Consider the following 13138-nt stretch of genomic DNA (forward strand, 5'->3'; position numbering starts at 1 on the left):
GCCCTCCTTCAATTGAAAATTTCACGGCCCAGGCGCACCACCCGCTTGGGCAGGTCACCGCCCAGCCAGTAGCACAGGTCTGCCGGACGCTCGATCTGCCAGGCGACAAAGTCGGCGACCTTGCCGACCTCCAGCGAACCATGGCTGTGGCCCAGCCCCAACGCCGTTGCCGCATGCGTGGTGACGCCGGCCAGGGCTTCTTCCGGCGTCATGCGGAACAGGGTACAGGCCATGTTCATCATCAAGCGCAGCGACAGGGCCGGCGAGGTGCCCGGGTTCAAGTCGCTGGCAATCGCAATCTTCACCCCATGCTTGCGCAAGGCATCCATCGGCGGCAGTTGGGTTTCGCGCAGGAAATAGAAAGCGCCTGGCAGCAAGACCGCGACAGTACCGGATTTGGCCATGGCGATGGCATCGTCTTCGGTCATGAACTCCAGGTGATCCGCCGACAGCGCCTGATAGCGCGCCGCCAAGCTCGATCCGTGCAGCGACGACAGCTGTTCGGCATGCAACTTCACCGCAAGCTGCAGTTGCTGAGCCTTGATGAACACGCGCTCGACCTGTGCCGGAGAAAAGGCCAGGTATTCACAGAAGGCATCCACCGCATCGACCAGCCCCTCAGCGGCCAGGGCCGGGAGCATGTCATCGCAGATGTGGCTGATGTAATCGTCCGCCCGATCCTTGTATTCCGGCGGCAAGGCATGGGCCGCCAGGCAGGTGCTGCGTACGGTCAGCGGCAACTCCTCACCCAGACGACGAATCACCTTGAGCATCTTGCGCTCGTTGGCCAGATCCAGGCCATAGCCAGACTTGATCTCCACGGTGGTCACGCCATCGCGCATCAATGCCTGCACCCGCTGGCGAGCGCTGGCCAACAGCTCATCTTCGCTCGCCGCACGGGTGGCACGTACGGTGCTGGCAATACCACCGCCTTGTGCGGCGATTTCGGCATAGCTGACCCCCTGCAAGCGCTGCTCGAATTCGCCGCTACGATTGCCACCGAAGACCGCGTGGGTGTGACAATCAATCAGCCCCGGCGTGACCCAGGCGCCGCCCAGGTCCACGGTTCTGTCAGCGTTCAGGGTCGGCAGCGACGCGCGCGGTCCGATCCATTCGATGTGACCGCCACGGGTGACAATCGCCGCATCCTCGATGATCGAGTAAGTGCCTTGGGCCATGCTCGCCACATGGCAGTGCTGCCAGAGGGTTTTCATGCAATCGCTCCGTTTTTAGCGTTGAAGTTGAGACGGATCCTGGGCCACCAATGCTGCATTCTTCGCTGCCCGCGGCTTGCACCACAGCAGGTAGGACGCAACCAGGAACAGCACCCAGACCAGGCCAACCAGCAGCGCCGCCTGAGTATCCGGAAAATAACCGAGCACGCCGAACACAAACAGCATGAAGGCAATCGCCGCCGCCGGCCCGTACGGCCAGAACGGTACCGGGAACTTGAGTTCGGCAACTTGCTCAGGCGTCATGCTGCGGCGCATGGCAACCTGGGTGAGCAGGATCATCAGCCAGACCCAGACCGTCGCGAAGGTGGCGATCGAAGCGATCAGCAGGAACACGTTTTCCGGAATCAGGTAATTGAGCACCACGCCACCGAGCAACGCCGCGCCCATGACCAGTACGGTCATCCACGGCACACCGTGGCGCGAGATCTTGGCGAAACCTTTTGGTGCATGCCCTTGCTGGGCCAGGCCGTACATCATTCGCCCGGCACCGAAGATATCGCTGTTGATCGCCGACACCGCCGCCGAGATCACCACGATGTTCAACACCGTTGCCGCCGAGCCAATGCCCAGGTTGTTGAAAATCTGTACGAACGGGCTGCCCTGGCTACCAATCTGCGGCCATGGGTACAGGCACATCAGCACGAACAGGGTGAGCACGTAGAACAACAGAATACGCATCGGTACTGCGTTGATCGCTTTGGGCAGTACACGTTGCGGGTCTTTGGCTTCACCGGCGGTGATGCCAATGATCTCGATGCCGCCAAAGGCGAACATCACCACGGCAAACGAGGCGATCAGGCCCGCAATACCGTTGGGCATGAAGCCGCCATGGGCGAACAGGTTGCTGACACCTACCGCGTTTTCAGCACTGGCGTTGTTCAGGCCAAAGATCATGATGCCGAAACCGGCGAGGATCATCGCGACGATGGCGCCGACCTTGAGCAGCGACAGCCAGAACTCCATTTCGCCGAACACTTTGACGTTGCACAGATTCAGGCCGCCAATCACGAAGACGATGCCCAACACCCAGATCCAGCGTGCGACTTCCGGAAACCAGAAGCCCATGTAGATGCCGAATGCCGTGACGTCAGCGAGGCAGACGATGATCATCTCAAAGGCATAGGTCCAGCCGAGGATGAACCCGGACATCGGCCCCAGGTAGGTGCTGGCATAGCTGCCAAATGAGCCGGAGACGGGATTGTGCACAGCCATTTCGCCCAGTGCGCGCATCACCATGAAGACGGCGGCGCCACCGATCAGGTAGGCCAGCAAGACTGCCGGACCAGCCATCTGAATGGCCGAGGCAGAACCATAAAACAGCCCGGTACCGATCGCCGAGCCGAGCGCCATAAAACGAATATGACGGGCCGTCAGGCCACGTTTGAGCCCTTCTGCTTGTTGCATGTCACGTCCTTATTGTTGTTCTGGTCGTGAGGGGAATGATCGCGGGGCAAGCCCGCTCCCACTGCAGACAATCTGTGGGAGCGGGCTTGCCCCGCGATAGGCTGAATTACAGGCTAGGCAGCACCTTGGCCGGCAGCAGACCGGTCAGTGTGCCTTCAGCCAGCAAGGCGATTGCCGCCTCGATGTCAGGGGCAAAGAAACGGTCTTTCTCGTAGAACGCCACTTTGCCACGCAGCGTCTGGCGCGCCTGCTCAAGCTTCACCGAGGTTTTCAGACCTTCACGCAGGTCCAACCCCTGAGCCGCCGCCAACCATTCCACAGCAACTACGCCACGGGTGTTCTCAGCCATTTCCCACAGACGCTTACCAGCAGCCGGCGCCATCGACACATGGTCTTCCTGGTTGGCCGAAGTCGGCAGGCTGTCGACGCTGTGCGGGTGGGCCAGTGCCTTGTTCTCACTGGCCAGTGCCGCAGCGGTCACCTGGGCAATCATGAAGCCGGAGTTGACCCCACCATTGGCCACCAGGAACGGCGGCAGCTGGGACATGTGCTTGTCCATCATCAGCGAGATGCGGCGTTCGCTGAGCGAGCCGATTTCGGCAATGGCCAGGGCGATGTTGTCGGCGGCCATGGCTACTGGCTCAGCATGGAAGTTACCCCCGGAAATCACATCACCTTCGTTGGCGAACACCAGCGGGTTGTCGGACACCGCGTTGGCCTCGATCCCCAGCACTTCGGCAGCCTGGCGCAGTTGCGTCAGGCAGGCGCCCATGACTTGCGGCTGGCAGCGCAGCGAGTACGGGTCTTGAACCTTGCCGCAGTTCTGGTGCGAGGCGGACACCTCGCTGCCGTCGCCGAGCAAGTCGCGATAGCAGGCCGCGGCGTCGATCTGACCACGCTGACCACGGGCGGCGTGGATACGGGCATCGAACGGCGAGCGCGAGCCAAGCACCGCTTCAACCGTCAGAGCACCAATCGAAGTGGCTGCTGCGAACAGGTCCTCACCTTCGAACAGGCCGCGCAACGCATAAGCAGTCGAGGCCTGGGTGCCGTTGAGCAGCGCCAGCCCTTCCTTGGCCGCCAGGGTCAGCGGCTCAAGGCCAGCGACCGCCAGGGCTTCGGTGGCAGGCAGCCACTGGCCGTTGTGGCGTGCCTTGCCTTCACCCAGCAACACCAGCGACATGTGCGCCAGCGGTGCCAGGTCGCCGGACGCGCCCACCGAGCCTTTCAGCGGAATGTGCGGGTAAACCTCGGCATTGACCAGGGTGATCAGCGCGTCGATGACTTTGCGGCGAATACCGGAGAAACCACGGCTGAGGCTGTTGATCTTGAGCACCATGATCAGGCGCACCAGGGCATCGTCGAGCGGCTGTCCCACGCCAGCGGCGTGCGACAGCACCAGCGAACGCTGCAGGTTTTCCAGGTCGTGGCTGGCGATGCGGGTCGATGCCAGCAGACCGAAACCGGTGTTGATGCCGTAGGCGGTGCGGTTTTCCGCAAGAATTTGCTCGACACAGGCCACGCTGTCATCGATCTGCTGATCGGCGCTGGCATCCAGCTTGAGGGTTACTGGCTGCTGGTAGATCGCACGCAGCTGAGCCAGGGTCAAGGTGCCAGGCTTCAGGGTCAATTCAGTCACGTTAATGCTCCGTACTCGTGAGGCGCTATGGCCTGCATAGTTATCAGTATCAACCATTTGGCGCAGATCAGCCTGTGATCATCGGCAGGTTCAAACCTTGTTCCTTGGCACAGTCGATGGCGATCTGGTAACCGGCATCGGCGTGACGCATAACACCGGTGGCCGGGTCGTTGGTCAGGACGCGAGCGATACGTGCAGCCGCCTCGTCGGTACCGTCGCAGACGATGACCATGCCCGAGTGCTGGGAGAAGCCCATGCCCACGCCACCACCGTGGTGCAGCGAGACCCAGGTGGCGCCGCTGGCGGTGTTGAGCAAGGCGTTGAGCAGCGGCCAGTCGGAGACGGCGTCGGAGCCATCACGCATGGATTCGGTTTCACGGTTAGGGCTCGATACCGAGCCGGAGTCGAGGTGGTCGCGGCCAATCACGATCGGTGCCGACAGCTCGCCGCTGCGTACCATTTCGTTGAATGCCAGGCCGAGCTTGGCACGCAGGCCCAGGCCTACCCAGCAGATACGCGCTGGCAGGCCCTGGAAACTGATGCGCTCGCGGGCCATGTCCAGCCAGTTGTGCAGGTGCGCGTCGTCCGGGATCAGTTCCTTGACCTTGGCGTCGGTCTTGTAGATGTCTTCGGCATTACCCGACAGCGCCGCCCAGCGGAACGGACCAATACCGCGGCAGAACAGCGGACGGATGTACGCTGGGACGAAGCCTGGGAAGTCGAAGGCATTGCTTACACCCTCCTCCTTGGCCATCTGACGGATGTTGTTGCCATAGTCGAAGGTCGGCACGCCTTGCTTCTGGAATTCGAGCATGGCTTGAACGTGCACGGCCATGGATTGCTTGGCGGCTTTGACCACGGCAGCAGGTTCGGTCTGGGCGCGGTCGCGATACTGCTCCCAGGTCCAGCCGGCGGGCAGGTAACCATTGAGTGGGTCGTGGGCGCTGGTCTGGTCGGTGACCATGTCCGGACGCACACCGCGCTTGATCAGCTCAGGCAGCACTTCTGCAGCGTTACCCAGCAGGGCGACGGAGATGGCTTTGCCTTCGGCGGTGTATTTGGCGATGCGGGCCAGGGCGTCATCCAGATCCTTGGCCTGTTCGTCGACATAACGGCTGCTCAGGCGGAAGTCGATACGGCTCTGCTGGCACTCGATGTTCAGCGAGCAGGCACCGGCCAGGGTTGCGGCCAGCGGCTGGGCGCCGCCCATGCCACCGAGGCCAGCGGTCAGCACCCACTTGCCCTTGAGGCTGCCGTTGTAATGCTGGCGGCCAGCTTCTACGAAGGTTTCGTAAGTGCCTTGAACGATGCCCTGGCTGCCGATGTAGATCCAGCTGCCAGCGGTCATCTGGCCGTACATGGCCAGGCCCTTGGCATCCAGTTCGTTGAAGTGTTCCCAGTTGGCCCAGTGCGGTACCAGGTTGGAGTTGGCGATCAGCACACGCGGCGCGTTGGCGTGGGTCTTGAACACGCCGACCGGCTTGCCCGATTGCACCAGCAGGGTCTCGTCTTCGTTAAGGTTGGTCAGGCTCTCGACGATCTTGTCGTAGCACTCCCAGTTACGCGCGGCACGGCCAATACCACCGTAAACCACCAGCTCTTTCGGGTTTTCGGCCACTTCCGGATCGAGGTTGTTCATCAGCATGCGCAGCGGCGCTTCAGTCAGCCAGCTCTTGGCGGTGAGCGTGTTGCCACGTGCAGCGCGGATTTCAACGTCACGGAATTTATTGGATTTATTGTCGGTCACGGAAACGGCTCCTAAGCGATCAGTTCAAACCAACCCAGGCATTGGGTGTGTGATGATGCTTATACAAACACATATTTACTTGTATGTACAAGCATAGGCAATTGAAAAACCAACTCACCGCCATCCCCCTGGAACCGGCTGGAACGCAGGCAGCAGAGCGCCGCAACGCGCGGGAATGGCGATGAAAAAAATTTCTCAAGGGATAAGCCGTGCAGCAAAACCGACCAGTGGCGTTGCACCACCTCGGGTCAGCCTCAGCCGATTTGCTCGGCCGAGGCATAACTATTTCACTGAGCGATGAGTTCGATCAGGCAGCAACGGCCTTGCACGTTCAAGGTTTGCAAGGTGGCGTTGGCTTCAAGCTGCAAGCAGTCGTAACGACCAAGCTGCAGCGGCTGTTCACCGTTCAGTGCCACCTCCACATGGGCCGCAGCAGCAAACAACAACAGCGTCGAAGCAGAACTGAATACCCGCTGGCTGCCATCGAGCCACTGCAAACGGGCGCGGTAACGCTCGGGCGAATAGATCAGGTTGAAGTCGCGGATCGAACCGCCGAGCAAGGTACAGCTGACCTGGCTTTCGCCACCGAAGGCAAACGCATCGAACGGCTGCAGCGGCCGGGTGGCCTGGCCATCGACGTGCAAACGCATGCCCTCACCTTCGAGCACGGTGATGATGCGCTGATACCCGGCAAAACTGGAAAAGCCACCCGATTCGGCGATATCGGCAATCGACAGCCGCCAGCCGAAGCCTTCCAGGCCTTCGCCTGCGTCGCGGGCAATCTCTTCGGTACTGCCGCCACCGTTTTTCCACGGCATGCGGGGGTAATCTTTGGCGCGTAAAACCTGCAACTGGCTCATTTACTGAAGCGTCCTTCCAGACGGTGACGGGAACCGGGGTGAATCAGACGAGCGGCAGTCACCGGCTGACGCCCCGACCAGGTACGACGGCGAATCAGCAAGCACGGCTCGCTCGGTTCGATCTGCAACAAACGGCACTCCTCCGGCTCGGCGAGGATCGCTTCGACCACGTGCTCACCCTCGGTCAGCGGTGCGACCTGCGACAGGTACGCGTAGGGCGTCTGCCGGGTGAAGTCCTGCTTGAGGTAATCCGGGGCGATCTGTGCGTTGACGAAGCGGTCTTCGATCTGCACGGCAATACCGTTCTCGTAGTGCACGATCAGCGAGTGAAACACCCGCTGGCCCTCTCGCATGTCCAGGGCCAGGGCGCGCTCGGAGCCCGCCGCTTCCTCGGCCAGGGTGATCACCTTGCAGGTGTGCTGATGGCCACGGGCGGCGATTTCGTCGGCGATGTTGTTGACTTCAAACAGCGCTGAGCGGGTCTTGGGCTCGGCCACAAAGGTACCAACGCCTTGCATACGCACCAGCAGCCCTTCGGCGGTGAGTTCACGCAAGGCGCGGTTGATGGTCATGCGGCTGAAGCCCAATTCACTGACCAGCTCACTTTCCGACGGCACGCGGTGATGCGGCGGCCAGCTACCGTTCTGGATCTGCTGGGCAATCATCTGCTTGACCCGGGCATACAGTGGCGCCGGCCCCTCGCCCATCTGGGCAACCAGCGCGGAGACAGGAGGTGTCGGCACGGAAATATCCTTGTTCGGTTGAATGAACGTAGCTTGCCGGAGTTTACCCAGCAGGCAAACGTCTGTATATGTATATACAAATAATCACAATGAGGTGTTGCACCGATGTCCGTCTTCTTTGCCGAGCGCGCTCTGCTGCCTACGGGCTGGGCCGAAAACGTCCGAATCGAGGTCGGTGCCGATGGTTTGCTCAGCCGTATCCAGCCTGACGCCCAGGCAGAAGGCGCCGAACGGCTGGCTGGTCCGTTGCTGCCGGGCATGCCCAACCTCCACTCGCATGCCTTCCAGCGGGCGATGGCCGGGTTGGCAGAAGTCGCGGGCAACCCTAACGACAGCTTCTGGACCTGGCGCGAACTGATGTACCGCCTGGTCGGCAAGATCAGCCCCGAGCAATTGCAGGTCATCGCCCGCCAGCTGTACATCGAGATGCTCAAGGCCGGCTACACCTCCGTTGCCGAGTTTCACTACGTGCACCATGACAGCCATGGCCAGGCCTATGCCGACCCGGCCGAGTTGTCGCTGCGTATCAGCCAGGCGGCCAGCGCCAGCGGCATCGGCCTGACCTTGCTGCCGGTGCTGTACAGCCACTCCGGCTTTGGCGGGCAGGCACCAAACGACGGGCAGCGACGCTTTATCAACAGCACCGAACAGTACCTGAACCTGCAAGCGCGGCTGGCGCCGCACCTGGCGAAGCAGCCTGCCCAGGCGCTGGGCCTGTGCTTCCACTCCCTGCGCGCGGTAACCCCAGAGCAGATTGCCCAGGTGCTGGAGGCCAGCGACAAGGCCTGCCCAGTGCATATCCACATCGCCGAGCAACAGAAGGAAGTCGACGACTGCCTGGCCTGGAGTGGGCGTCGGCCGCTGCAATGGCTGTACGAGAACACCGAGGTTGATCAGCGCTGGTGCCTGGTCCACGCCACCCACGCCGAACCCGACGAAGTCGAGCTGATGGCCCGCAGCGGCGCCGTCGCCGGCCTGTGCCTGACCACCGAAGCGAACCTTGGCGACGGCATCTTCCCGGCAGTGGACTACCTGGCCCAGGGCGGACGCCTGGGAATCGGTTCCGATAGTCATGTATCGCTGAGCGTGGTCGAAGAACTACGCTGGCTGGAGTATGGCCAGCGCCTACGTGACCAGCGCCGCAATCGTCTGTATCGCGGCGATCAGCCGATGGTTGGACGGACCTTGTATGACGCCGCGTTAAGTGGCGGCGCGCAGGCGCTGGGACAGCCGATTGGTGAACTGGCCGTGGGCAAACGGGCGGACTGGCTGGTGCTTGATGGCGCCGATCCGTATCTGGCGACTGCAAGCGAGGATGGCATTCTCAATCGCTGGTTGTTCGCCGGAAGCGATCGTCAGGTGCGGGATGTGATGGTCAATGGCCAGTGGGTGGTGCGCCACGGGCGGCATGCCCAAGAAGAAGAAAGTGCGCAGGCGTTTGCCGGCGTTCTGAAGACAGTATTGAGCTGAGGCACAAGAAATGCCTTGCTCTCGGCAAAGGGCAAGGCATTAGGGTCGTACTTTGCTTTTCATTCAATTAAGCTTCTGACAAAAGAGGCTGATAAGTTCAATAGATTCAATCACCCTGCAAGCGCTCAGTCTTTTTTGGGATAAGTGTCGCTTGAGCAACTGCAGCAATTATCACCAACCAAAGAACAAGTGGATATTCATCGACACTGTTGGATACGTCACCAACGAAAAATATCTTTTCATATGTGACAACATCCAAATGCAGCGCGATAAAAAATCCATTAAACAAAAAACAAAAGAAAATACCCGTAAAACCCAAATCCGGACCTGTGAAAGCTCTCTTGAAGTGACGACCAAGACAAAGCCCGGCAATGAGCAAAATCAAGTACAACAGAAGCTTCAGTTATCCAGCCCCTCTTGTATACACCGACACACTAAAGCCTTCAAGCTCGATGGTGCAGTACTTTTCTTGTGTGCCCAAGGCACACGTACGGCATAAGCGGATCGTACAATCAACCACCTCCCAACTGATTTCAACCATCCTGGAAGCGCTCAGTCTTTTTAGGGATGAAAGTCGCATGCGCAACTACACCAATTAGCGCTGGAAAACCAACAAGTGGATATTCATCAACCCAGCTGGATATATCACCAAAAAACAGCAATCTTTCGTGCGTTACGATCCCCAGATGAACCGCCCCCAAAAGACAATTTAATAAAATACAAAAACTGCTCCTGAATAGCCTAGATCGGGACCAGTAAAAAAGCCCTTAAAAAATCGGCCTAGCCAAATTCCAAAAACAAGAAAGGCCAGATAAAGAAATAGCGTCACCTAGTTATCTCATCCTGAGCTGAACAGCCTGCAGAGATAAGACCTTGCGTCTTACCGGTGATGGTCATGTAACCGTAGCTCGCCATGCGCATTACTCCCTGTGGTCAGAGAGCGAGGCCTAGCGGGCAGGCACCAAGAGATATGTAGGGCGCTTCCGATAATTGTTACAGGAGCGGGTATTTGAGCGTCGCGGGGCAAGCCCGCTCCTACCGATGCGGTGGGAGCGGGCTTGCCCCGCGATCAGGCCATCAAGGCTTATGTACAGCGATATCGGTATCCGACACCCGCCAGATCAAACGGGTGGTGTCATACCCCTGCTGCCGCGCCTTGGCCAGCAAGCTCTCGCGCTGCCAGGCCGGAACGTTTGGCGTGCGCGACAGTATCCACAAGTACTTGCGATCCGGGTTGCCGACCAGTGCGGTCTGGTAGTCGTCGCCGATATAGAGCACCCAGTATTCACCTTTAGCGACGCCGGGCAGCACTTTCGAGAACCAGTTGTCGAACTCCACCCAGAGCTTGTCGGTTTTGCCCGGCAATTGCGCCGTGGCGGTACCACTGGCTTCCTGCCACTCGCCGTCCAGGGTCACGCAACGATTGAGCACACCCACCGAACCGTCCGGCCGCAGGTTGTAATGCGCTTCGGACTGGGCGCAGTCACGCTGGAAAAACATCGGCAAGCGCGCCAGCTCGAACCACTTGCCCTGGTAACGCTTGAGGTCGACATTGGCGACCGTCTTAGGCGGTATCGGCCCCGTCCCCGAATTTGATGCGCAGCCCCCTAGAATCAGGCCAGCACACAGGGCCAGCAGCAGATACACCGGTTTCATTATTTGAGCCCCTGCCCCGAGTACATCAGCACCTTGTCAGCAGCGTACTGCACGCTGATGAAGGTCTTTTCGTCACCCCAGGTGCAGCTGGACATACCCAATGCGCCAGAACAATCCTTAGGGGCGCCGAGCAGCTTTTCGACCTCGGCCTTGGTCATACCCGATTTGAGCTGTGAATAGTTTTCCTGATTGATCTTGTTGCACGCAGTCAGAAACACGCACAAGGACAGCAGGGCGAGGGAACGCAACGACATGAAAGGTCACTCCTGGACATGAGGGCATAGGCGCGGTGGCCTACTGACAGCTTAGAAGGGCAAAACCGCCTGTGGTTCCCAAGCCCCGGCGCTTTCCTGTAGCCATTTGCCTACCTTTGGTCGTATAGCGCGATTGGCGGTTAATCTTTTTCCAGCAACGGACGACACAGAAAGGCGCTGCGACGTTTTGCCGCGCCCTCCCCGTTGACCCGCCGTGTGCAGATAGACCTCGCAATGACAAAAAACCTGAAGTTCAGCCACAAAATCCTGCTGGCCGCCGCCCTGGTGGTCGCTGTTGCCTTTACCTGCTTTGTCCTGTTCAACGATTACCGCCAGCGCCAGACCTTACGCAACAACACCGAAGCCTCGATGCAGGAGCTCGGCAGCCTGACCAGCAGCAACATCCAGACCTGGCTGCAAAGCCGCGTGCAAATCCTGCAGTCGCTGTCCCAGCAACTGGCGGTTGAAGGCGCCAGCAAAGACACCCTGACGCGCAGTCTCAACTTTCCGGTGTACGGCAGCAATTTCCTCCTCACCTACTTTGGCGGCCAGGATGGCTACATGCAGTCGGTGCCGCTGGGCAGCCGCCCCGCCGACTACGACCCCCGCGTACGCGGTTGGTACAAGGCCGCCAGCAGCGCAGGCCAGACCATCATTACCGAGCCGTACATTTCAGCCTCCGCACAAAAACTGGTCATCACCCTGGCAACGCCTGTGCTGCATCAGGGCCAACTGATCGGCGTGAGCGGCGCCGACACCGATCTGGACAGCATCAGCGCGATCATCAACGCCCTGAACTTCGACGGTCATGGCCAGGCCTTCATCGTTAACGGTGACGGCAAAATCCTCGTGCATCCCGATGCCAAGCTGGTGCTCAAAGACCTCAGCGAAGCCTATCCACACAACACCCCGCAGATTGGCAAAGGCCTGAAGGAGGCTGAGCAAAACGGTCAGCAGCAGTTCATCACCTTCACCAAGGTCAACGGCGTACCCTCGGCCGACTGGTATGTCGCCCTGGTGCTCGATCAGGACTTTGCCTTTGCCATGCTCAGCGAGCTGCGCACTTCGGCGATTGTCGCCACGGTGATTGCGGTGCTGATCATCATTGCCTTGCTCGGCGTGTTGATCCGCGTGCTGATGGAGCCGCTGCACGCGATGGGCCGAGCCATGCAGGACATCGCAGAAGGCGAAGGCGACCTCACCCGCCGTCTGCGCATTCACGGCCAGGATGAATTCGGCAGCCTCGGGCAATCGTTCAACCGCTTTGTCGAACGCATCCATGAGTCGATTCGAGAAGTGTCTTCGGCCACTGGCCAGGTCAATGAAGTCGCCCTACGCGTGATCAGCGCCTCGAACGCTTCGATCCATAACGCCGACCAGCAAGCCAGCCGTACCAGCAGTGTGGCTGCGGCGATCAACGAGCTGGGCGCCGCCGCCCAGGAAATCGCCCAGAACGCCGCCCTTGCTTCGCAGCATTCAAGTGATGCGCGCTCGCTGGCAGAAGAAGGTCAGCAGGTGGTTGAGCAAACCATCGAGGTCATGCACCAGCTGTCGAACCGCATCAGCGACTCGTGCGGCAACATCGAAACGCTCAATGCCAACACGGTGAACATCGGCCAGATTCTGGAAGTGATCAGCGGTATCTCGCAGCAGACCAACCTGCTGGCCCTCAATGCCGCCATCGAAGCCGCACGCGCCGGTGAAGCCGGACGCGGTTTTGCCGTGGTTGCCGATGAAGTGCGTAACCTGGCCCACCGTACTCAGGACTCGGCGCAACAGGTGCAGCGCATCATCGAAGAGCTACAGGCGGGCGCGCAAGTGGCGGTCAGCACCATGACCGAAAGCCAGAGCCACAGCCAGCACAGCGTCGGTATTGCCAATCAGGCGGGTGAGCGGCTGGGCAGCGTGACCCAGCGCATTGGCGAGATCGATGGCATGAACCAGTCGGTCGCCACCGCCACTGAAGAGCAGACAGCCGTGGTCGAGTCGATCAATGTCGACATTACCGAGATCAACATGCTCAATCAGGAAGGGGTGGAAAACCTGCAAGCGACATTGCGTGCCTGCAATGACCTGGAGAATCAGGCCAGCCGGTTGAAGCATCTGGTGGGTAGTTTCAGGATTTGATGT

11 protein-coding genes and 2 pseudogenes are annotated in these 13138 nt (G+C 60.0%); 3 read left to right on the top strand and 10 right to left on the bottom strand.

Annotated features, from left to right (window positions below):
- Positions 1-8: 8 nt before the first annotated feature.
- The 6 genes from hutI to hutC form a co-directional block, all read right to left on the bottom strand.
- Positions 9-1214 (bottom strand): imidazolonepropionase, encoded by a 1206-nt coding sequence (gene hutI, locus ACP6KB_RS25885; RefSeq protein WP_442110424.1) that lies wholly within the window; start codon positions 1212-1214, stop codon positions 9-11.
- Between the two features lie 15 nt (positions 1215-1229).
- Entirely contained in the window at positions 1230-2639 is a 1410-nt protein-coding gene (locus tag ACP6KB_RS25890; RefSeq protein ID WP_442110426.1) for an amino acid permease, read from the bottom strand.
- A 106-nt stretch (positions 2640-2745) separates the two neighbouring features.
- The gene (gene hutH, locus ACP6KB_RS25895; protein WP_442110428.1) at positions 2746-4278 is read right to left on the bottom strand and encodes a histidine ammonia-lyase; all 1533 of its coding nucleotides are present in this window, start codon (positions 4276-4278) and stop codon (positions 2746-2748) included.
- 67 nt (positions 4279-4345) lie between these two features.
- Positions 4346-6025 (bottom strand): urocanate hydratase, encoded by a 1680-nt coding sequence (gene hutU, locus ACP6KB_RS25900; RefSeq protein ID WP_442110430.1) that lies wholly within the window; start codon positions 6023-6025, stop codon positions 4346-4348.
- Between the two features lie 287 nt (positions 6026-6312).
- A complete protein-coding gene (locus tag ACP6KB_RS25905) occupies positions 6313-6885 on the bottom strand; it encodes a HutD/Ves family protein (RefSeq protein WP_442110432.1) in 573 nt (190 codons plus the stop codon).
- Positions 6882-7592, bottom strand: a complete 711-nt coding sequence (hutC, locus tag ACP6KB_RS25910) for a histidine utilization repressor (protein WP_442114385.1) — start codon at positions 7590-7592, stop codon at positions 6882-6884. The genes ACP6KB_RS25905 and hutC overlap by 4 nt, the downstream gene beginning before the upstream one ends.
- Before the next feature lie 141 nt (positions 7593-7733).
- Here hutC and ACP6KB_RS25915 point away from each other — a divergent pair, with 141 nt between their 5' ends.
- Complete coding sequence (locus tag ACP6KB_RS25915) at positions 7734-9098, top strand: formimidoylglutamate deiminase (protein ID WP_442110434.1); 1365 nt, start codon at positions 7734-7736, stop codon at positions 9096-9098.
- 106 nt (positions 9099-9204) lie between these two features.
- On the opposite strand, the gene ACP6KB_RS25920 is transcribed toward ACP6KB_RS25915, so the two are convergent.
- The 4 genes and pseudogenes from ACP6KB_RS25920 to bamE all read right to left on the bottom strand — a co-directional run bounded on the left by ACP6KB_RS25920 (position 9205) and on the right by bamE (position 11008).
- Positions 9205-9489 (bottom strand): hypothetical protein, encoded by a 285-nt coding sequence (locus tag ACP6KB_RS25920; protein WP_442110436.1) that lies wholly within the window; start codon positions 9487-9489, stop codon positions 9205-9207.
- Positions 9490-9932: 443 nt separating this feature from the next.
- A pseudogene (locus ACP6KB_RS25925) lies at positions 9933-10013 on the bottom strand (type VI secretion system tube protein Hcp); the annotation flags it as partial.
- 162 nt (positions 10014-10175) lie between these two features.
- Entirely contained in the window at positions 10176-10754 is a 579-nt protein-coding gene (locus ACP6KB_RS25930; RefSeq protein ID WP_442110438.1) for a lipocalin family protein, read from the bottom strand.
- Positions 10754-11008 carry an outer membrane protein assembly factor BamE domain-containing protein gene (gene bamE, locus ACP6KB_RS25935; protein WP_442110440.1) on the bottom strand — a complete coding sequence of 85 codons (255 nt, stop codon included), beginning with the start codon at positions 11006-11008 and terminating at the stop codon, positions 10754-10756. Before bamE ends, ACP6KB_RS25930 begins: the two co-directional genes overlap by 1 nt.
- A gap of 234 nt (positions 11009-11242) precedes the next feature.
- On the opposite strand from bamE, the pseudogene ACP6KB_RS25940 reads away from it, so the two are divergent.
- Together ACP6KB_RS25940 and ACP6KB_RS25945 are read left to right on the top strand one after the other, a co-directional pair.
- Positions 11243-12280 (top strand): annotated as a pseudogene (locus ACP6KB_RS25940) (HAMP domain-containing protein); the annotation flags it as partial.
- Between the two features lie 129 nt (positions 12281-12409).
- Positions 12410-13135, top strand: coding sequence for a methyl-accepting chemotaxis protein (locus tag ACP6KB_RS25945; RefSeq protein ID WP_442114386.1), 726 nt, complete (start codon positions 12410-12412; stop codon positions 13133-13135).
- The last annotated feature ends 3 nt before the right edge of the window (positions 13136-13138 follow it).

Origin of the sequence: Pseudomonas sp. NUPR-001, from assembly GCF_052147955.1 — a bacterium.
Taxonomy (GTDB): Bacteria; Pseudomonadota; Gammaproteobacteria; order Pseudomonadales; family Pseudomonadaceae; genus Aquipseudomonas.